This is a genomic window from Rhizobium quercicola, from assembly GCF_021168455.1.
Lineage (GTDB): Bacteria > Pseudomonadota > Alphaproteobacteria > Rhizobiales > Rhizobiaceae > Ferranicluibacter > Ferranicluibacter quercicola.
The window spans coordinates 152,206-171,805 of the sequence record NZ_JAJOZR010000009.1 but is presented as its reverse complement, the minus strand read 5'-3'; the positions used below and the strand labels follow the sequence as shown (position 1 = coordinate 171,805).

The following is a 19,600-nucleotide window of genomic DNA, read 5'->3' as shown; positions in this document are numbered from 1 at the left end:
GCTCTTCGAAATCCACAGGGAGATCAAAAGCTTTCGCGATAGAAGCGCTCGATCTCGGAATGCTCGGCGCGGCTTTCGGTGACGTCCTCGTACGAGACCGATCCGCTGTCCCAACCGAACATATCGCCGGTGATCATCACGCCCGGCGCATCGCCGGCCTGATCCGATGGCGTGGGCTTCTCACCATCCAGAAGCACGTCGACCAGGGTCTGGAATCCACCCGCCGCATCGAGGCCCGACTCGTCCTCGTATTCCGTGGAGCGCAACCCGGCGACGGCGGCGTCGCGCGTGCCGAAGTAGCGAAGACTGTGCTGATCGTCCGGCCGCAGATTGTCGTAATAGTCGATGAAGCCGCGATAATAGGCCTTGTAGTCACCCGTCTCGCCATACTTGCCGAAGGCCTGGTACTCGCGGGCGGCCAGCTGCGGCGAGAGCTTGTTGTTCCATTCGTCGCGCGTCAGCGGCGGATATTTTTCCTGGGCCCGCCGCGTTCGCGAGAGGAACAGCAAGGTTTCAGCGGAGAGGGAAACGCGGGAAGACGGATCGTAGTTTCCACCGATGACGACCGAAGGCGCCGATGCTTCACGGCTGTCCGCATCCGGCCGGGCCTGGACCGGGGAGCGCAGATTGCGGGGGCCGGTATCATTGGTCGCGGTGATCGTCTTGCCTGCAATCTGCATGGACATGCTCCTTGCGCCTAACGCCTCGGGAGCCTGCACCTCTGCAAAGCTCTGGGAGGTCTGTCCTTGGGGTAGATGCCAAGGCTTGCGCGAGGCTGGATCACGTTAACGCCGCGTTAACCATTTGAATTGCCAGAAGACTGTCGCCGGCATCCTCCATCGCTGCGGATGGTGCGATGCGTCGGGCGGGCAAAACCTCCCGTGATTCTAAAGGAATGCCGCCATTTTCGGGACGATCGGCAGATAGGGCGCCTCGAACAGATCCTCGCGGTCGAAGCGGCTCCCGGTCCGGGTGAGGCGCACCATGCGACATTCGGTTTCGCTGACCATGATGGGCACGAGCAGGACGCCGCCCGAGACGAGATGGTCGGAAAAGACGCGCGGCAGGCTGTCGAAAGCCGTCGTGACGAGGATGCGGTCGAAGGTGCCCTCGCCCACCAGGCCGGCGCTGCCATCGGCCTGCCGGACGATGACGTTGCGGATGCCAGCCTTGTCAAGGCTCGCCTGTGCATTGGTGACCAGCGTCTTGTAGCGCTCGTAGCTCAGCACGCGCTCGGCGATCCGCCCCATGACGGCCGCCGTGAAGCCGCTCCCGGTCCCGATCTCGAGGATGCGCTGCCCCGGCTTCACGCCCAAGGCATGCAGCGTGCGCACCGCGAAGTCGAAGCCTTCCATGAAGGATCCGCAGTCGAGCGGGACGATGCGGGACGACAGTGCCTCCTTCTGATAGGGGGCCGGCGCAAACAGGGTGCGCGGCGTTTCCTCGACGGCGTTCAGGAGGCCCTTGTTGGTGATGCCCTCGGCGCGCAGACGCAGCACCAGCGCGGCAAAGCCCTCCTGCTCCAGCAATCGTGTCGCCATCCGCCCGTCCTCCCCTTCATCGGCAACGCGGCGCCCGGCCGGGGCCGCGTTGCCCGCGCATCAACGCGCGGCTTCGATCCGCGTCAACCCGCCCATATAGGGCTGGAGAACGTCGGGCACGGTGACCGAACCGTCCTCGTTCAGGTAGTTTTCCATGACCGCGATCAGCGCGCGGCCGACGGCGGTGCCCGAACCGTTCAGCGTGTGGACGAACTTCAGCGCCTTTTCGTCCTTCGAGCGATAGCGCGCATTCATGCGCCGGCCCTGGAAATCGCCGCAGACGGAGCAGGAGGAGACCTCGCGAAAGGTGTTCTGCCCCGGAAGCCAGACTTCGAGATCGTAGGTCTTGCGCGCGCCAAAGCCCATGTCGCCGGTGCAGAGCGTGAGGACACGATAATGCAGGCCGAGACGCTTCAGCACCTCTTCCGCACAGGCCGTCATCCGCTCGTGCTCCTCGATCGACGTCTCCGCGTCCGTGATGGAGACGAGCTCGCATTTCCAGAACTGGTGCTGGCGCAGCATGCCGCGGGTATCCCGACCGGCGGACCCGGCTTCGGAACGGAAGGACGGCGTCAGCGCCGTGTAGCGCAGCGGCAGCTTCTCCGCCTCGACGATCTCTTCGCGCACGAGATTCGTCAGTGTCACCTCGGCCGTCGGGATCAGCCAGCGGCCGTCGGTCGTGCGGAACAGATCCTCGGCGAATTTGGGAAGCTGGCCGGTGCCGAACATGGCATCGTCCCGCACCATCAGCGGCGAGGACACCTCGGTATAGCCGTGCTCGCCGGTGTGAAGGTCGATCATGAACTGGCCGAGCGCCCGCTCCATGCGTGCCAGCGGGCCTGTCAGCACCGTGAAGCGGGAGCCGGACAGCTTGGCGGCCCGTTCGAAATCCATGTAGCCGAGCGCTTCGCCGATTTCAAAATGCTCCAGCGCCTTGTGGTTCCAGCCGGGACGCGTGCCGACCGTACGGGTCACGGTGTTCGCGTGCTCGTCGGCGCCGACCGGAACGTCATCCAGGGGGATGTTGGGCAGGCGGGAGAGCACGTCGAGAAGCTCGGCATCCACCGCGCGCGTCTGGTCCTCGAGCGCCGGCATCGCGGTTTTCAGTTCGGCCACCTCGGCCTTCAGGCGATCGGCCAGCTCGGCGTTCTTCTGCGCCATCGCCGCACCGATCTCCTTCGATGCGGAATTGCGACGGGACTGCATGTCCTGCAGCGCCTGCACGAGGCCGCGCCGCTTCTCGTCCAGCGCGATCAGGCTCGCGGCTTGCGCAGGGGCGCTGCGCTTTGCCAGTGCCGCGTCGAACGCTTCGGGATTGTCCCGCACCCATTTGATATCGAGCATCGATCAGTCTCCGGACGTGAGAGACCCGACATTCCGCAGGGAATGCGGACGAAGACGCCGAAGACCTTGCGGACCGTGTGAAGACAGCCGCATCCCCTTTTCCAGAGATCAGTCCGTCTTCTCGTCGGCTTCCGCAAGCTCCCGCGACGCCGCATCTCTGGCGCGCTGGCGCTCGATGAGTCGGGCCGTATAGATGGAAATCTCGTAGAGAAGGATCGCCGGGATCGCAAGGCCGATCTGGGAGACGGGATCCGGCGGCGTCAGGATGGCCGCGGCGATGAACGAAATGACGATCGCATATTTCCGCTTGGCCGCAAGTGTATCGGCCGTGACGAAGCCCACACGCGCCAGAAGCGTGGTGATGACCGGCAGCTGGAAGACGAGGCCGAACGCGAAGATCAGCGACATGATCAGGCTGAGATATTCCGATACCTTCGGCAGAAGCTGGATCGACACCTCGCCCTGCCCGCCCTCCTGCTGCATGTTCAGGAAGAACCACATCACCATCGGCGTGAAGAAGAAATAGACCAGCGCCGCGCCGAGCAGGAACAGCAGCGGCGACGCGATAAGGAACGGCAGGAACGCGGCACGCTCGTTCTTGTAAAGGCCGGGCGCGACGAATTTGTAGAGCTGCGTCGCGATCATCGGAAAGGCGATGACCAGAGCGCCGAACATGGCCACCTTGATCTGCGTGAAGAAGAATTCCTGCGGGGCCGTGTAGATGAGGCCCGCAGCGCGGTGATCGAGTCCCGCCCAGGACACGGCCCATTTGTAGGGCTGCACGAGAATGTTGAAGATCTGCTTGGCGAAGAAGAAGCAGACCAGAAAGGCGATGAAGAAGGCGCCGACGGCCCAGATCAGTCGGGTGCGCAGCTCGATGAGATGATCGAGAAGCGGCTGGGGCTTGTCTTCGATTTCGGCGCTCATGCCTCGTCTCCGCTCTTCGGCGTCATCGGTGTCTCAAGCGGTCCGTCGGCTTTCACCGCCTTTTTCCGCTTGGCGAGTTTCGCGCCGATCGCGGCAACCTCGGCATCGCCGACGGTTGCCGCGGGGCGTTTGCGCGGCTTGGCCGTCGTGGCGTCACCGGCTGCCTTTGCAGGCTTCTTGCGCGGCACGGCCATCGCCTGGCCATCGACAGCCCCGGCATCCGCTTTCACGGAGCGCTTGCGGGGCTTGGGACCGAGACCCGTGTCGGCGGCGAGCGGAACACCCGGCGAAACAGGCGTGGCGGGCGCAAGCTGGGTCACGGCGACAAGGGGTGCGGAGGTCACGGCGGTAACCGGACTGGCGGCGACGGCATTCGGCGTAGCGACCGCCGGAGCGACGCTGCCTGCGGGGACCGCGGGCTGTTCGGCCGGTAGCGCGACCGACGCCGCCATCTCCGGAGAGGGCGGAATGTCCGAGCCGGTGGTTGCCGGCTTTTCATCCGGCCGGGTCGCCTTCTGCAGGTCGGCCTTGATGTCGTTGCCCATCTGGCGGAGCGGGTTCATCGCCTCGCGCAGGCTGTTTGCGGGATTGAGCTTCTGCGCGTCGCTCAGCGTCTTGCGCACATCGTCGAGATCCGCCTCGCGCAGCGCCTCGTCGAACTGGTGGCGGAAATCGGCAGCCATGCCGCGCATCTTCGACATCATCTTGCCGAAGGTCCGGAGCATCGGCGGCAGGTCCTTCGGGCCAACGACGATGATCAGGACGATGGCGATGACAACAAGCTCGGTCCAGCCGACGTCAAGCATACTCAGGAACTCCGCACATCATGATGGGACGCGCGGCACATGCTGCGCGCCCGGACTGGCTGATCAGCGGACTTCGTCGGATTTATGTTCGACGGTCCGCGGATCGATCGGGCCGCCCTTGTCATAGGGACCCTTGTCGTAGCCGGGCTTGTCGTAACCGGGCTTGTCGGCGACATCCGTCTCGTCGTCGGTCATGCCCTTCTTGAAGCTCTTGATGCCCTTGGCGACATCGCCCATCAATTCCGGGATCTTGCCGCGACCGAAGAGCAGCAGGACGACCACGAGCACGATGAGCCAGTGCCAGATGCTGAATGAACCCATTCTCTTAAAACTCCCTGCAAATCCGACAAACCCATCCGGGATGGCCTGCCTGCCCTGTTCCACTTTGTCGAGCCGTCGAGCCGGCGTCACCGCCCTGCCCTCAGCCCTCGTCTTTGTCGGCCGACGCGATTCTCCGTAGGGAACGCAATCCTGCTTTTCGGGCAAAGATCTAAAGGAAACGGCGATGTCGCGCAATGCTCACGCTGTTCAATCCCCCGAGAGCATCGGCCGGACCGCCGTGGTCAAGATCAGGCAGGCTCGTCGCCACGCGGCGCCAGGAGACCGAGCTCTTCCAGGTCGAGGGCGGTGATCGGATCTTCGTCATCCGAGAGCCCGTCGTCTCCCGATGGCAGGGGAACATGGAAGTTGGGCGGAATGCGGCCCGCAAGGAGGCCCGCGCCCTTCAGCTCGTCCAGACCGGGCAGGTCGCGCAGTTCCTCCAGGCCGAAATGGTCGAGAAAATCGCGCGTCGTCGCAAACGTCACCGGGCGCCCGGGCGTCCGGCGGCGTCCGCGAAATCGAACCCATCCGGCCTCCATCAGGACGTCGAGCGTCCCCTTGGAGGTCTGCACGCCGCGGATGTCCTCGATCTCGGCGCGTGTGACAGGCTGGTGGTAGGCGATGACCGAGAGGATTTCGAGGGCTGCGCGCGAGAGCTTGCGCACCTCCTGCGCGTCCGACGACAAGGCGAAGGACAGATCGGCTGCCGTGCGGAACGCCCAGTGATCATCGACCTGCACGAGGTTGACGCCGCGCTTCGCATAAAAGGCCTTCAGGCCGAGCATGATACCGCGAACATCCGTACCGGCCGGCAGGCGCTGGGCGAGATAGGCTTCCGACACGGGCTGGGCCGCCGCGAAGACGAGCGCCTCGGCGATGCGTTCCAGCTCGTCGGCCCGGTGTCGATCGTGCCCCTCGCGGACAAGGGTGCCCTCCCCGTGGGCGTCAACCATTGCGCGCCTCCAGATCGGCGATCTCGTCCTCGGTCATCGGGTTCTCCCCGAGCCGGACATAAAGAGGCGCGAAAGCTTCCTCCTGCCGGATCTCCAGCCGGCCCTCGCGGACCATTTCCAGCGAGGCGGCGAAGGCACTGGCGATGGCGCTGACGCGCTGGCGGGGATCGCCGACATAGCGCAGCAGAAAATGATCGAGTGCCGTCCAGTCGGACAGGCCACCCATGAGACGCGCGAGAACGAGGCGCGCATCGGCGAGCGACCAGACCTGCCGCCGCTCGATCGTCACCTGCATCACGGCTTCCCGCTGGCGCAGGCTGGCATAGGCCTGCAGGAGGTCGTAGAGCGACGCCTCGAAGGCAGAGGTGCGCTCGACGGGAATGTGCTCGGGCGCGCCGCGGGCAAAGACGTCGCGGCCCAGCCGGTTGCGGTTGACGAGCCGGGTGGCGGCATCGCGCATGGCTTCCAGCCGTTTGAGCCGGAAGGCCAGTGCCAAAGCCATTTCCTCACCCGACGGCCCATCGTCCTTGTGCGGCTGCGGAATGAGAAGGCGCGACTTCAGGAAGGCGAGCCAGGCCGCCATGACGAGGTAGTCGGCGGCGAGCTCCAGCCGGATCGACCGGGCGCTCTCGATGAAGGCGATATACTGCTCGGCCAGCGCCAGCACCGAAATGCGGGAGAGATCAACCTTCTGGTTTCGTGCAAGGTGCAGCAGGAGATCGAGTGGACCTTCGAAGCCGGCGATATCCACCACCAGTTCCGCCTCGTGGAGCGCCCGCTCGTCGGCCTGCCAATGCGCATCCATCGGCACGTCGCCGCGCGCACGCTCGCGACCATCGGCCCGGCTCATCCGGCGATGTCCAAGGGGGTTGCGGCGGACAGGGGTGCGTCAGGCACTCGGCAACATCTCCAGGAATTCGGACCGCAACGTTGCCTCGTCGGCATCGTCCGGCGCACGGAAGCTCGCCGCAGCGATCTCGGCGCGGCGGAGGGAATCGCCGGAGAGCACCGGCACCACACGCGAGACGGCCTGCATCTCCTCCATGATCCCGTGGCAATGGAGGACGAGGTCGAGCCCGGCCTCGACGATGCCCCTCGCCCGCGTTTCCATGTCGCCGGCAAGCGCATTCATCGACACGTCGTCGGACATCAGCAATCCGTCGAAACCGATATGCCCGCGGATGACCTCGTCCACGACCTTCCGCGACGTCGTCGCGGGGCGATCGGGATCGATGGCGGTGAAGACGATGTGGGCGGACATGGCCATGACTTCGGATTTCAGCGCGACGAAAGGCACGAAGTCGCTGACGGCGAGCTCCTCGAAGCTACGATCGACCACCGGCAGCTTGTGATGCGAATCGACCAGCGCGCGGCCATGGCCGGGCATATGCTTCATGACGGGCAGCATGCCGCCGGCCTTGAGCCCCTCCGCCGCCGCCGCACCAAGGGCCGCCACGGCCTGGGGATCGGAGGAATACGCCCGGCTGCCGATCGCCTCGCTCATGCCCTCCGCCGCCACGTCGAGCACCGGCAGGCAATCGACATTGATGCCGTAGCGCATGAGGTCGAAGGCGTGGAGGCGCGACATGAGCCAGGCCGCCCGCAGCCCCTTTTCCGGATCGGCTTGGAACAGGGCGCCGATGGTGGCCGCGTTCGGATAGGTGCCGGCGAGCGGCGGACGGATGCGCTGCACCCGTCCGCCTTCCTGATCGATCAGGACGGGCGCCTTGGGATTGCCGATGCTGTCGCGGAGGCTGGCGACGAGATCCGAGATCTGCGCGGCCTCCCCGATGTTGCGGGCAAACAGGATGAAGCCCCACGGACGCTCGTCGGCGAAGAAGGCCTTCTCGTCGGCGGTCAGAGAGAGGCCCTTGCAGCCGGAGATGAATGCTTTCGATCCGCTCATGGCGTCACCCTCATGCCTTTTGTTGTCGTCGTTCGCGTTCGGTTTAAGGACGGATCGCGCCGGAGAGCAAGAGGCGAGCGATTCGCCCGTCCTCGCCGTCGCCCCAAACGCGCAAGGGCGCAGCCGAAGCCGCGCCCTTTTCGTCAAGCGTGGTGCGACCCTTAACGGGTGACCAGGCAGCTTCCGCCGGCACTTTTCAGGCGCGAGCAGAGCGCGTTCGCTTCGTCGCGGCTGCCGGCCGGGATGCGGACGCGGTAATAGGTGCCCTTGCCGGCGATGTCGGCTTTCTTGATGTCGACGCCGCGGCCGGCGATGACGCTGCCATATTTGCCGGTCAGGCTCTTGTAGGATTTCTGCGCCTCGGCCTCCGACGGAAGGGACGCGACCTGAACGACATAGCTGCCGGGGGCGATCGACGCCGTCTGCACGGGCGAGGCTTCGGCCGGCACGGCGCTTGCCGCGGGAGACGGCGTCGCGAAAGTATCGACCGGCTTGCGTGTCGCTTTCGCGGTCTCGACGGGCTTGGCTTCCGGGAGCGGCTGGGCCTTGGCGATCTCGGCAGCAGGCACTGCGGCACTGGCGGCGGCGGCGAGCGCACCGACATCGTCCTGTGCAGCAGTCGCCAGCGCCGGTGTGTTCGGCTTCAGCGCGCTGGTCTTGACCGTCTTGATTGCCGGCTCCGCAGCGACAACAACCGCGGCGTCTTCCGGTGCGAGATCCTCGCGGGCGACGAGCGTTCCGTCCGGGCGGACGATCATGGTCCGGACCTTGCGCGGTGCAACGGCCGGTGCGGCATCCTCGTTCGCGGCACTTGCCTGCGCATCGCCATCGTCCGGCATCAGACGGTCTGCACCCTCGTCGTCAGAAGGCGACATGCCGTCGAGCCCGTTCATCCCTTCGAGCGGCAGGCTCTCCGGCGTCAGCGTGCGCTGGACGACGTCGATCGGCTCCTCGGTGGAGGAAACCAGCGTGCCCTGCTGCGGTGCATCTTCCTGGGCGCCTGCGACACGGTCGTAGACGGCCTTGTCCTGGTTCGGAACGGTCTTTCCACCCTTTTCGACCGGCACCATCTTGGTCGGCGTCTTGTCGGCGAGAATGATCTGCGGTTCGCCGCTGGTGAAGGACGAGCCGACGCTGCCCATCAGGGTGTAGGCGCCCACGCCTCCGGCGATCAGCACGATGGCGGCCGCACTGGCGAGAAGCAGCAGCTTGCCGCGCGGGCGGGTTTCGTTAGCGTTGCCATAGGTCGGCTCGGCATATCGGTCGCCCTGCCCGATGACTTCCTGGCGCTGGCTGATCGAACGGCGGAAGTCCTCTTCCATCGCCCGCTCGAAATCGGCGAACTCTTCGTGGGAGGCACGGGCCGGAGTTGCGGCACTTGCGATGCCGGCAGCCATTGCGGCCTGCAGGCCACCATTGCCACGCTCCGACGCCTGACGACCGGCACTGAAGATCTGCGCCATCTCGGCATCGATATCGAGATCATAGTCGCCGGCATCGAGAGGATGGGCCTGCTCCTCGACGACGGGCAGCTGCGGCACGTCGATCTCGCCGGTTGCCGCCACGCCATAATCGGCTTCGGCGATCAGCGAGGGATCGAAGGGAAGCTCCACTTCGGTGAAGGGCTCGACCGGTTCCTCGATCGCAGCGACCTCTTCCGTCGCCATGTCCAGTTCGAGCTCGATATCGGACAGATCGATCTCGAAATCGTCGAGGTCGAAGTCCGGTTCGGCTTCCGAGGCGGCGACCGGTGCAGGCTGCGCAATGGGGGCTGCGACCGGCGCCGGGGCGACGAAGGCCTGGGGAGCGGCAGCCGGGAGAACGGGCGCCGCCACGACCGGCGCAGCGGCGACGGGCATGTGTGCGACGGGCGCAGGGGCGACCGGAGCAACCGGCGCAGGCGGCAGCGGCGTCGCGAAGGTGCGCGGCGCGCCGCCGTTCAGCGCGACGGGTGTCGCACGGCTGAAGTTCGGCGTGAAAGGATAGTTGTTCTTCCGCGCCGCGTCCGCGGAAACGGCAGGGCGCGCCGGCGCGCTCGGCACGGCGAAATGCTCGACCGTATCCAGCAGGGGATCGGCTCGGGGACGGGCAGGCTGCTGAGCGGGCGCAACGGCGGCGACGGGCTCAGGGCGAACAGGCTCAGGGCGAACGGGCTCGACCGGGATCTGCTCGACGAAAGGAACAGGCTCGGGTGCAGACCCGAGCGACATCTCCAGCTCGTCGCCGAGATCCATCGACGGATCGGGCTGGGCCTGGAAGACGGGCTCCGGATGCAGATCGAAGGTCGGCTCGACCGGACGCGGCGCCGGCTGAACGGGAGCAGCGGCGACGGGCTCCACGATGGGGTGCGGTCGCGAAACGGGCTCGGGCGAAAAGGAAGACTGAGGCTCGGGCGCCGCCGGCGTATCGAACGCCTCGAACTCCCGCATCAGCTCCTCTTCCAGATCGACGATCGGATCATAGCGAACCGCTTCCCGATGACGCTCCAGCTCCTGGAGCTGTTGCAGGGCGGGACGATTGTCGTAGCCGACGATGCGGGCGAGCTCGCTCAACGGATCTTCATCCGGGAACGCGTTCAGGTCCACATCCGTGCTTCGTGCCAACTGTTTGTCTGCCATTCGCTCCACTCACATAAACTGGGCCGGTCGTGCCAGTCCAATATGGGGAAATGGTGACATGCTATCGCATCTCGTTCGGGGCGTCCGTCCCTGTGATACCAAGGCCGGACCTCAAAACGGAGGCAACCGCATGCACCAGTCCTAGTCTGGCAAGGCTCAATTCTCTACTTTTATCGTTAATAAAGCGTAAGCCCGGAAAATCTTTGCCCTTGTTCCAATGCCCATGGAACGCGCTGGCCAGATCGTAGAGGTAAAATGCGATGCGATGCGGCTCCTGCGCCAGCGCCGCCGACTCGATCACCCGCGGATATTCTGCCAGCTTGGCGACCAACTGCAACTCGCTAGGATCCGCGATATGCGCTCCCAGGGCCTGCGCATAGTCGATGGAGTCGAGGTCGAGGTCCGGAAACGCGTCCGCCGCCTGACGGAAGATCGACCGGCAACGGGCGTGCGCATACTGCACGTAGAAGACCGGATTGTCCTTCGACTGCTCGGTGACCTTGGCGAAGTCGAAATCGAGCGGCTCGGAGTTCTTCCGGTAGATCATCATGAAGCGCACCGAATCCCGGCCGACTTCGTCCACGACGTCACGCAGCGTGACGAAATCGCCAGACCGCTTCGACATCTTCACCGGCTCGCCGTTGCGGTAGAGCTTGACGAGCTGGCAGAGAAGCACGGTCAGCTTGACGGAACCACCCGAGACGGCACGCGCCAGAGCTTCCAGCCGCTTGACGTAGCCGCCATGGTCCGCGCCCAGCACATAGATCATCTCGTCGAAGGAGCGGTCGAACTTGTCCTTGAAATAGGCGACGTCGGCGGCGAAATAGGTGTAGGAGCCGTCCGACTTGATCAGCGGCCGGTCGATATCGTCACCGACATCCGTCGAGCGGAACAGCGTCTGCTCGCGGTCTTCCCAATCTTCCGGCACCTGCCCCTTCGGCGGCGGCAGGCTTCCCTTGTAGACATGGCCCTTGAACGTCAGGTCGTTGATGGCGGAGCGGATACGCTGCGCGCCGTCGGCATGCAGGGTGCGCTCCGAGAAGAAGACATCGTGATGGACGTTGAGCGCGGCCAGATCCTCGCGGATCATCGCCATCATCGCCGCGATGGTGCGCTCCTTGACGAGCGGCATCCAGGCGTCCTCCGGCATTCCGAGCAGGCTCGCACCGAATTCGTCCGCGAGCGCCTGCCCGACCGGCACGAGATAGTCGCCGGGATAGAGGCCTGCCGGAATCTCGCCGATCGTTTCGCCCAGCGCTTCGCGATACCGCAGCATGGCGGATTTGGCGAGGACGTCGATCTGCGAGCCCGCATCGTTGATGTAATATTCCTTGGTGACGGCCCAGCCGGCAAAGCCGAGCAGATTGGCCAGCGTGTCGCCCACCACGGCGCCCCGGCAGTGGCCGACATGCATGGGGCCGGTCGGGTTGGCCGAGACATACTCGACATTGATCTTGCGCCCGGCGCCCACTGCGCTCCGGCCATAGGCGTCGCCTGCGATGACGATCGCGGCCAGCAACTTCTGCCAGTAGCCGACCGACAGACGGATGTTGATGAAGCCGGGACCGGCGACGGAGACCTCGGCGATATCGGCATCGTCGCGAAGCGCTGCGGCAATGGTTTCGGCAAGCGCGCGCGGGTTCGTTCCCAGCGGCTTTGCCAGCACCATGGCGGCATTGGTCGCGACGTCACCGTGGCTCGGGTCGCGCGGGGTCTCGACGGCCACACGCGCGAAATCAAGCTCAGACCGTCTTTCCTTCACCAGATCAATGGCTTCAAGGACGTTCTTCACTCTGGCTTCGAGGTCGGCGTAAATGTTCATGATATCCATCGTCCGGGAGGGCGCGCCACATCAGGCCGCGGTCCGCATCAAAGTGGCCCGGCTCTGACAGACTGAGATCTTCGACCGGGCGGGTGGCTGGCGCTCTAGCGCAAATCCGGGGTGTGGTCAAACAAACGCCGGTGCGTGGAAATCGCATAGGTATCGGTCATTCCGGCGATGTAATCGGCGACATGGCGGGCTTTCGCCGGCTCCGCAAGACCGGCGATCTGGTCGATCCAGTAATGCGTCTGCATCTCGCGCGGCTCCGCCATGAAGGCGTGGTAGAGATCGACGACGATCCTGGCGGCGTTCTCCCGCACCCGCATCACGTCGGCATGCCGGTAGATGCGGGTCATCAGCATGCGTTTGATCAGCCGGTCCGTCTCCGCCATCTCCGGCGAAAACGTCGCGACGACGCGTCCGGCCATGCGGATATCGGTGGCGCTTTCCGGGCGGATGTCGCGCAGGTTGCCCTGTGCGACGCCGATGACATCCTCGACCATGGCGGTGATCTGCCGGCGCATGATCTCATGGGTGAAGCGGGCGGCCTCCAGACCCGGATACTTCGCCCGCACCTCCTGCATGAGGCCGGCGAGAAACGGGATCTCCTCCAGCATTTCGAAGATCAGGTAACCGGAGCGCAGGCCATCGTCGATGTCGTGCGTGTTGTAGGCGATATCGTCGGCGATGGCCGCCACCTGCGCCTCGAGACTGGCGAAGGTGCCAAGCTCCAGATCGTGCAGGGCGCAGTAATCGAGAATCGGCTGCGGCACGACCGGATGGCGCGGGTCGGCGGCCGGCCCCGTCAGCGGTCCGTTGTGCTTGACCAGCCCCTCGAGGCTTTCCCAGGTCAGGTTCAGGCCGTCGAACTCGGCATAGCGGCGCTCCAGCTTGGTCACGATGCGCAGCGACTGGGCGTTGTGATCGAAGCCGCCATGCGCCGAGAGCACCTCCTGAAGGGCATCCTCGCCCGTATGCCCGAAGGGCGTGTGGCCGAAATCGTGGACGAGGGCCACACCCTCCGCCAGATCCTCGTCGAGGCGCATCGCCCGCGCGAGCGCCCGCGCGATCTGCGCGACCTCGATCGTGTGGGTCAGCCGGGTGCGATAGTGATCGCCGTCCGCAGCGATGAAGACCTGGGTTTTATGCTTCAGCCGGCGAAAGGCCGTGGTATGAACGATGCGGTCGCGGTCGCGCTGGAAATCGGACCGGGTGGTGCTGGTGCCCTCGGGGTAGAGGCGCCCCCTGTTCGTCCAGGGATCGGACGCGAAAATCGCCCGCTGTCCGGTGCCGAAACCCAGTGCATCCTTGTCCAAAGCCATTTGCATGAAGCATCCCATTGACGCGGTTTTAAAGCCTTCATACCTATAGTGTCGGCCGCATGAAAGCATGGACTGCAGTTCTACGGCATGATCCGTTCAGAATCATGCCGTTGGCGGCCACGGCGCAGACCATGGATACAGATTTCGCCGTAAGCGGCGACAAACTCTCCGGATCTTGACCCCGGCAGGAGACACCAGAATGACCGAGACCACCGTTACGCTCTCCGATTCCGCCGCAAAGCGCATCGCCACGATTCTCAAGGGTGATGCGGAGAAGCATGCCATGCGCGTGTCCGTCGAAGGTGGCGGCTGCTCCGGCTTTTCCTACAAGTTCGATCTGGTCGATGACGGCTCGGACGACGACCTCGTTCTGGAAAAGGGCGAGGCGAAGGTGCTGATCGACAGCCTCTCGCTCGTCTACATGGAGGGCTCGGAGATCGACTTCGTCGACAATCTTCTCGGCCAGTCCTTCCAGATCCGAAACCCGAATGCTGTCGCCAGCTGCGGCTGCGGGACCAGCTTCTCGATCTGACGCTCGACATTTGCGGGTTCGCACCGGATGTTCCGAATCCGGAAACCGGTGCAACGCACTGTAATACTTATCCTACAGGTACGGCGATCCGAGCCAGAAGACCCGGTCGATCAGCCGCGTGGTGAACGGCCGGGCGCGGAGCGCGGCCAGCGTCACCTCGCTTGCGGCGCCCTGCATGGCGTCGAACCGGCGTTCCAGATCCGCAGCGAACGCCGTATCGAGCACTTCGAGATCGATCTCGAAATTGAGCCGCAGCGATCGCGGGTCGATGTTCGAGGAGCCGATATACGACCAGCGTCCGTCGATCGTCAGCAGCTTGGAGTGGTTGAACGTGCCCTGCGCCCGCCAGACCCGGCAGCCGCCCTTCAGCACCTGATCGAACTGTGCGGTCATGGCCCGATCGACGAGCGTCAGATTGTTGACGGCCGGCACGATGATATCGACATCGACGCCCCGCAGCGCCGCCGTGACCAGAGCGCTCACCAGCTCGCGATCCGGCAGGAAATAGGGCGACATGATCCGTATGCTCTTGCGGGCGATGGAGATCGCCCCCATCAGCATCCGGTGATTGGCCTCGTTGGCGCGGTCCGGCCCAGTGGGTATGGCGCGCATGATCATGGGTGACTTGCGCTCGCTGTCCGGCGGCGGATCGACACCCCAGGTGTCGCCTTCCAGCACTTCGCCATCGGCGAACTGCCAGTCCTCGCAGGCGACATGCAGCAGATCGGCGACCACGGGTCCCCGCACTTCGAAATGCGTGTCGTGCGCCTCCCTGCCGCCCGCAAATTCCGACGTGAAGCCGGCACGGATGTTCATGCCGCCGGTGTAGGCGACGCCGCCATCGACCACGAGGATCTTCCGGTGCGTGCGCAGATTGGCATAGGGCAGACGCAGCCCCATGACGATATTGCCGTTGAACGTCCGGGTGGTGACGCCGCTCGCGCGCAGATGACCGACGATGCTCGGCACGGAATAGCGCGCGCCGACCGCATCGATCAGCACCCGCACCTCGACGCCGCGTCCGGCGGCCGCAATCAGGGCATCGGCGAAGCGCAGGCCGATCGGGTCCCGGTCGAAGATGTAGGTCTCCAAGAGGATGGAGCGCGTGGCGCCGGCGATCGCCTCCTGCATGCGGGCATAGGCGATATCGCCGCCTTCGAGCATCGCGATCGCGTTGCCGGCCGACATATGGTGACGGCTGACCTTGTCGCCGAGAACCTTCATCGATGAGAAGCGCTGGCCGAAGCGATCGGCGACGAGCGCATCGGTGACATCGAAACGCCGGAGCGCGTCGGCCGTCCGGTCCTTCAGGAGCGAGCGCTGAAGGCCGATGGAGCTGCGCCGGATGCGGTTGATCCCCGCGACGGCATAGATGATGGCGCCGAGGACCGGAGAGAGAACGATGACGCCGACCCAGCCAAGGGCCGCCCGCACCTCTTCCTTGGTCATAGTGGCATGAAGGGCAGCGGGAACGCCGAGGAGCACCGAGAGAACGGCGAGAATATGCGGCCAGTAGGTGGCAAGCGTCTGGATCATGCTCCCGGGTCTATCCCTTCTCATCGACAGCGGCGTGACGTGTGTGATGACTTAGCGCATCGGGCCGTCAACGTGTATCGCGCACCGAAGATTATTGCCGTTCGCGCCCCGCCCCGCCCTTCAAGGCAAGGCACACCGGGACCACCGATTTTCCGCCGAGGCGTTTGTCAAAGCCATCGATGCCCTTTAAGACGAGGCTGCAGCCACGGGAGACTGAGACCATGAAGATCGCGACCTGGAACATCAACGGCGTCAGGGCCCGCATCGACGCTCTCCTTGCCTGGCTGCAGGAGTCCCGCCCCGACATCGCCTGCCTGCAGGAGATCAAGACGGTCGACGAGGGCTTTCCCCGTGCCGAGATCGAGGCGCTCGGCTATCATGTTTTTACCCACGGCCAGAAGGGCTTCAACGGCGTCGCGCTCCTAACGCGCATCAAGCCGGACGAGATCACCAACGGGCTCGCGGGCGACGACGAGGACGCCCAGTCGCGCTTCATCGAGGGCGTGTTCTCCGTCGAGGGCGGCGTGATCCGGGTGTGCTCGCTCTACCTGCCCAACGGCAACCCGCCGGAAACGGAAAAGTACACCTACAAGCTCGGCTGGATGGAGCGGCTGCAGGCCTTTGCCGCGTCACGGCTGGCACTCGAAGAGCCGCTGATCCTTGCCGGCGACTACAACGTGATCCCCGAGCCGCACGACTGCTGGGACCCGCGCGTCTGGGAGAACGACGCCCTCTACCTGCCGCGCACACGCGCCGCCTTTCGCCGCCTGGAACAGCTCGGCCTCACGGACGCCGTTCGCGCGACGACCGATGCGGCCTCACACTATTCCTTCTGGGACTACCAGGCTGGCGCATGGCCCAAGAACCACGGCATTCGCATCGACCATCTGATGCTGTCGCCGGAGGCGACCGACAAGCTGATCTCGACCGACATCGAGAAGCATGTCCGCGCCTGGGAGAAGCCGTCCGACCACGTGCCCGTCATCGCCCATTTCGACTTCACGCCGATCGAGGTCGTCGCTGCCTGAAGACGCCTCGCCTCGAACGGTTATGATCGGAGGTCGCGCATGTGATGCCGTGCCGGCGTCGAACGATCGTCCGGCGGGTCGCGGGTGGCCGGCGCGCGACGATGGGCGTGGTCAGTCCGCTTCGCCGGGACGGATGGCGTGGGACATGTTGATCGCGACACGGCGGTCGGACTCGGTCGCAAGCGAGAAGGCCTGCTCCTGCATCGGCTGCAGCCACTGCCGGTCTTTGGGCGAGCACTGGTCGAGCGCCGCCGTCATGTAGGCGAGGCCTCGGACGGTCTGGCCTTCCTGGAAGATGACGTTGCCGAAGACGCCCATGGCGCCGGCATGGCCCTTCTTGCGGGCCCGGTTCAGCCACTTCTTGGCCTGCTGGACATTGACGCTGCCGCCGTCGCCGGACAGCAGCATCTTGGCCAGCTGAAACTGGGCTTCCGCGACGCCGAAGGTGGAGGCCGCCTGGAAATAGAGCTGGCGGGCCTGGCTGAGATCGGCGGAGACGGGTGTGTCGGGAATGCCGCGGCGGTAGTAGCCTGCAAGCGAGATCAGCGCATTGACGAAGTAGCCCGTATCCTGCGAGCCCGGCTCGACACCGTTCTCGGCGATCTCGCTATAGATCTTGAAGGCTTCGAGGTCGTTTTCGGTGACGCCGTCACCATCGGCATACATGTTGGCCAGGGCCCAGCGGGACGCCGTATGGCCCTTTTCGGCCGCGTAGCGATAGGCCTCGACGGCCTCGTCCTTGCGGCCGTTCTTATAGGCGGAGAAGCCGAATTTGAAGAGGGCGAACGGACCGGATTCCTTCGTGACGCCAGCATTGGGGTCAAAGGCGCGAACCGCACCGCAAGACGCCCCAAGCGCTGTCGCCAAACTCAATACCACCAACGTCAACGACCTGCATTCGCGTAGCATATTCGTCAAAATCTTCCGTTCAACCCGGTTCGCCTCGTGTTCGATCCGGCGCTTCCCCACTCGGTCCATGCCTGCCGGAATGCCGCGGCGACCCCTCGCCCGCATTCCCCTGTCGCAGCCGCTGCCGGCTCATCGAGTGTCCAAGCCAGCCTAGCGCCGATTTTCGGCGACACTGCGGCCCTGTCTCCACCCTCTTCAGATCCGGGGTTCCCCTTCGCGGTTCCACCCGTCGACGCCCTCGAAGATCGCCATGTAACATCATGAAACATCACTACTTCGTTTCACCTGCCGAAAATTGTTCCCCTTGGCGCACTGCGCGTTCGCGACGGGGTTCATCTTCCTGCGGTAGGAGATCGATGCTCTCTGTTTGTGGCGGGAAATAGACTGAAACAAGGGCCTGCCGGGGCCGCCAAACCATTCAAACCGCGTGTTGCGGAATCGTCACAAAATGCGTGTGGCCAGCGCCGATGTCCCGCCCCCGTCCCGCCACCCGATCCCGGTCTTTCTCCTTCCTGCCGCCCGCGAAGGGGACAGCCGGGAAACGGCGATCGGACGCCTGTTGCTGACGCAAGCCCGCCCATGAGCGTCGGACCATGATAGGTGGTGCGCAGCCGCAGCGTCCGCCACAGCGCGTTGCAGCCGCCCGCCACGCCTGTCACGGTCATGCCCGTCCACACCCCGACCCGGCGCAGGTGGCCCGGAACGCAAAAGCGCCCGGCTTTGAACCGGGCGCTCGTTTTTCCGCATCGCTTGCGATGGATCAGAAGCGAACCTTCAGCGAGGTCGAGACGGCCGTGACGACATCGTTGCCGTAGTCGTAGCTGACGTTGCTGCCGAACGGCACGCCATTGACAGTGGTCGAGCGGGACGAGCCGCTGGTCAGGATGCCGACGGCGCCGGCCAGACGGAACTCGACGTTCTCGACCGGCTTGTAGGCAACGCCCGTGCCGAGCGTCCAGGTGTCGCTCTGCGCGTTGATGACCGTGCTCGTGCCACGATCCCAGGTCAGGCTGACGGCGCCGCTCCACTGATCGTTGAACTTGTGACCGAGGCCGGCCGTAACGGTCAGACCGTCGCGGTAGAGCAGGTCGAGGCTGGTGCAGGGGGTCAGAGGGCTCGCCGTTGCCGGGCAGAAGGCGACCGACTGCAAGACACTCCAGTCCGTCCACTTGATCGAGCCGAAGGCCAGCCAATCGGGTGCGATGCCGCTCTGGATCTTGTACTCCAGCGACTGCGGCACGGATGCCTCGCCGGTGACGGAATACTTGCCGAACTGGATCGGCCGGGTCGGTCCCAGCGGACCGGGTACGCGCACTTCGCTGAGGTCGATCGTGCCCTCGATATCGTCGAACTTGACTTCGCTGTTGTAGACGAGGCTCGTCAGGAAGGCATATTCGGGAACTTCGTAGGCCAGACCGACGCGACCGCCCCAGCCGCTATCCTCGAGATCCAGGCGGCCGATGCCGTTGCCCGTCCCGTAGAAGTTCGGCGCGACCAGACGCTCCTTGAAGCCGTTGACCTCCTGGTAGAAGCCGCCACCGATGACCCGGATCTTGCCCGGACCCATGGCCCACTTGTAGGAACAGGTCACCGCGTAGTTGTCGGTTTCGATCTTCGTTTTGGTATTGTCGTTGGCGCCGATCCAGTTGCGGCCCGGATTGGTATAGGCACCGAAGGGCTGCGAGTAGTCGGCCATGCAGTCGATGCCGCTGTCGCCAAGCGCTGCCTTGATGCCGACACGCGGTACCCAGTAGCTTTCCGTGTCACGCGTCGATGTCGAACCGCCGCCGCGACCATCGGCACCGAGGCCGTTCGCCGGGTTGGTGTCGCGGCCGTTCTTCAGGTCGCGCTGCGGGTTCACATAGGTTGTCGTCGCTTCGAGCGCATAGGCAGAGGGATCGAACAGAAGATCGATGTTGTAGCCGCCGCGCTCCAGACCACCTGCGTGAGCCGACGTCGCAGTCATCGCGGCGAGAACTGCCATGGCAACGACGGACCGTGTATGTTTGAAATTCATGTAACCTCCCACTCAACG

The 19,600-nt window shown here is 64.8% G+C and carries 17 protein-coding genes; 2 read left to right on the top strand and 15 right to left on the bottom strand.

Annotated elements, in window-relative coordinates:
* Window positions 1-23 precede the first annotated feature (23 nt).
* From LRX75_RS15355 to LRX75_RS15300, 12 genes are all read right to left on the bottom strand, one after another.
* Window positions 24-680 (bottom strand): biotin biosynthesis protein BioC, encoded by a 657-nt coding sequence (locus LRX75_RS15355; protein ID WP_231815627.1) that lies wholly within the window; start codon window positions 678-680, stop codon window positions 24-26.
* Between the two features lie 207 nt (window positions 681-887).
* Entirely contained in the window at window positions 888-1,541 is a 654-nt protein-coding gene (locus LRX75_RS15350; RefSeq protein ID WP_231815626.1) for a protein-L-isoaspartate(D-aspartate) O-methyltransferase, read from the bottom strand.
* A 60-nt stretch (window positions 1,542-1,601) separates the two neighbouring features.
* A complete protein-coding gene (gene serS / locus LRX75_RS15345) occupies window positions 1,602-2,885 on the bottom strand; it encodes a serine--tRNA ligase (RefSeq protein WP_231815625.1) in 1,284 nt (427 codons plus the stop codon).
* A 108-nt stretch (window positions 2,886-2,993) separates the two neighbouring features.
* Window positions 2,994-3,812, bottom strand: a complete 819-nt coding sequence (gene tatC, locus LRX75_RS15340; protein WP_231815624.1) for a twin-arginine translocase subunit TatC — start codon at window positions 3,810-3,812, stop codon at window positions 2,994-2,996.
* Window positions 3,809-4,618, bottom strand: coding sequence for a Sec-independent protein translocase protein TatB (gene tatB / locus LRX75_RS15335; protein ID WP_231815623.1), 810 nt, complete (start codon window positions 4,616-4,618; stop codon window positions 3,809-3,811). The genes tatC and tatB overlap by 4 nt, the downstream gene beginning before the upstream one ends.
* 63 nt (window positions 4,619-4,681) lie before the next feature.
* Window positions 4,682-4,939: a twin-arginine translocase TatA/TatE family subunit gene (locus LRX75_RS15330; protein ID WP_231815622.1), complete on the bottom strand. Its 258-nt coding sequence runs from the start codon at window positions 4,937-4,939 to the stop codon at window positions 4,682-4,684.
* A gap of 248 nt (window positions 4,940-5,187) precedes the next feature.
* Window positions 5,188-5,892 (bottom strand): SMC-Scp complex subunit ScpB, encoded by a 705-nt coding sequence (scpB, locus tag LRX75_RS15325; protein ID WP_231815621.1) that lies wholly within the window; start codon window positions 5,890-5,892, stop codon window positions 5,188-5,190.
* Window positions 5,885-6,742: a segregation and condensation protein A gene (locus tag LRX75_RS15320; RefSeq protein WP_231815620.1), complete on the bottom strand. Its 858-nt coding sequence runs from the start codon at window positions 6,740-6,742 to the stop codon at window positions 5,885-5,887. Before LRX75_RS15320 ends, scpB begins: the two co-directional genes overlap by 8 nt.
* 39 nt (window positions 6,743-6,781) lie before the next feature.
* Complete coding sequence (gene nagZ / locus LRX75_RS15315; RefSeq protein ID WP_231815619.1) at window positions 6,782-7,798, bottom strand: beta-N-acetylhexosaminidase; 1,017 nt, start codon at window positions 7,796-7,798, stop codon at window positions 6,782-6,784.
* 161 nt (window positions 7,799-7,959) lie between these two features.
* Window positions 7,960-10,416 carry an SPOR domain-containing protein gene (locus LRX75_RS15310; protein WP_231815618.1) on the bottom strand — a complete coding sequence of 819 codons (2,457 nt, stop codon included), beginning with the start codon at window positions 10,414-10,416 and terminating at the stop codon, window positions 7,960-7,962.
* Between the two features lie 61 nt (window positions 10,417-10,477).
* Window positions 10,478-12,238: an arginine--tRNA ligase gene (gene argS, locus LRX75_RS15305; protein ID WP_231815617.1), complete on the bottom strand. Its 1,761-nt coding sequence runs from the start codon at window positions 12,236-12,238 to the stop codon at window positions 10,478-10,480.
* A 104-nt stretch (window positions 12,239-12,342) separates the two neighbouring features.
* Entirely contained in the window at window positions 12,343-13,560 is a 1,218-nt protein-coding gene (locus LRX75_RS15300) for a deoxyguanosinetriphosphate triphosphohydrolase (RefSeq protein ID WP_231815695.1), read from the bottom strand.
* Window positions 13,561-13,759: 199 nt separating this feature from the next.
* On the opposite strand from LRX75_RS15300, the gene erpA reads away from it, so the two are divergent.
* Window positions 13,760-14,092: an iron-sulfur cluster insertion protein ErpA gene (gene erpA, locus LRX75_RS15295; protein WP_231815616.1), complete on the top strand. Its 333-nt coding sequence runs from the start codon at window positions 13,760-13,762 to the stop codon at window positions 14,090-14,092.
* A 72-nt stretch (window positions 14,093-14,164) separates the two neighbouring features.
* Here erpA and LRX75_RS15290 read toward each other — a convergent pair whose 3' ends face one another.
* A complete protein-coding gene (locus LRX75_RS15290) occupies window positions 14,165-15,628 on the bottom strand; it encodes a phospholipase D-like domain-containing protein (protein WP_231815615.1) in 1,464 nt (487 codons plus the stop codon).
* A 221-nt stretch (window positions 15,629-15,849) separates the two neighbouring features.
* On the opposite strand from LRX75_RS15290, the gene xth reads away from it, so the two are divergent.
* A complete protein-coding gene (gene xth / locus LRX75_RS15285; RefSeq protein ID WP_231815614.1) occupies window positions 15,850-16,656 on the top strand; it encodes an exodeoxyribonuclease III in 807 nt (268 codons plus the stop codon).
* A 111-nt stretch (window positions 16,657-16,767) separates the two neighbouring features.
* Here xth and exoR read toward each other — a convergent pair whose 3' ends face one another.
* Together exoR and LRX75_RS15275 are read right to left on the bottom strand one after the other, a co-directional pair.
* The gene (gene exoR / locus LRX75_RS15280; protein WP_113151995.1) at window positions 16,768-17,565 is read right to left on the bottom strand and encodes an exopolysaccharide production regulator ExoR; all 798 of its coding nucleotides are present in this window, start codon (window positions 17,563-17,565) and stop codon (window positions 16,768-16,770) included.
* 760 nt (window positions 17,566-18,325) lie between these two features.
* Complete coding sequence (locus tag LRX75_RS15275; RefSeq protein ID WP_231815613.1) at window positions 18,326-19,582, bottom strand: OmpP1/FadL family transporter; 1,257 nt, start codon at window positions 19,580-19,582, stop codon at window positions 18,326-18,328.
* Window positions 19,583-19,600: the final 18 nt, after the last annotated feature.

What these genes read in the sequence shown, in the direction of transcription:
- LRX75_RS15355 (WP_231815627.1), bottom strand. Translation starts at nt 680, where the DNA reads ATGCAGATTGCAGGCAAGACGATCACCGCGACCAATGATACCGGCCCC.
- LRX75_RS15350 (WP_231815626.1), bottom strand. Translation starts at nt 1,541, where the DNA reads ATGGCGACACGATTGCTGGAGCAGGAGGGCTTTGCCGCGCTGGTGCTG.
- serS (WP_231815625.1), bottom strand. Translation starts at nt 2,885, where the DNA reads ATGCTCGATATCAAATGGGTGCGGGACAATCCCGAAGCGTTCGACGCG.
- tatC (WP_231815624.1), bottom strand. Translation starts at nt 3,812, where the DNA reads ATGAGCGCCGAAATCGAAGACAAGCCCCAGCCGCTTCTCGATCATCTC.
- tatB (WP_231815623.1), bottom strand. Translation starts at nt 4,618, where the DNA reads ATGCTTGACGTCGGCTGGACCGAGCTTGTTGTCATCGCCATCGTCCTG.
- LRX75_RS15330 (WP_231815622.1), bottom strand. Translation starts at nt 4,939, where the DNA reads ATGGGTTCATTCAGCATCTGGCACTGGCTCATCGTGCTCGTGGTCGTC.
- scpB (WP_231815621.1), bottom strand. Translation starts at nt 5,892, where the DNA reads ATGGTTGACGCCCACGGGGAGGGCACCCTTGTCCGCGAGGGGCACGAT.
- LRX75_RS15320 (WP_231815620.1), bottom strand. Translation starts at nt 6,742, where the DNA reads ATGAGCCGGGCCGATGGTCGCGAGCGTGCGCGCGGCGACGTGCCGATG.
- nagZ (WP_231815619.1), bottom strand. Translation starts at nt 7,798, where the DNA reads ATGAGCGGATCGAAAGCATTCATCTCCGGCTGCAAGGGCCTCTCTCTG.
- LRX75_RS15310 (WP_231815618.1), bottom strand. Translation starts at nt 10,416, where the DNA reads ATGGCAGACAAACAGTTGGCACGAAGCACGGATGTGGACCTGAACGCG.
- argS (WP_231815617.1), bottom strand. Translation starts at nt 12,238, where the DNA reads ATGAACATTTACGCCGACCTCGAAGCCAGAGTGAAGAACGTCCTTGAA.
- LRX75_RS15300 (WP_231815695.1), bottom strand. Translation starts at nt 13,560, where the DNA reads ATGGCTTTGGACAAGGATGCACTGGGTTTCGGCACCGGACAGCGGGCG.
- erpA (WP_231815616.1), top strand. Translation starts at nt 13,760, where the DNA reads ATGACCGAGACCACCGTTACGCTCTCCGATTCCGCCGCAAAGCGCATC.
- LRX75_RS15290 (WP_231815615.1), bottom strand. Translation starts at nt 15,628, where the DNA reads ATGATCCAGACGCTTGCCACCTACTGGCCGCATATTCTCGCCGTTCTC.
- xth (WP_231815614.1), top strand. Translation starts at nt 15,850, where the DNA reads ATGAAGATCGCGACCTGGAACATCAACGGCGTCAGGGCCCGCATCGAC.
- exoR (WP_113151995.1), bottom strand. Translation starts at nt 17,565, where the DNA reads ATGCTACGCGAATGCAGGTCGTTGACGTTGGTGGTATTGAGTTTGGCG.
- LRX75_RS15275 (WP_231815613.1), bottom strand. Translation starts at nt 19,582, where the DNA reads ATGAATTTCAAACATACACGGTCCGTCGTTGCCATGGCAGTTCTCGCC.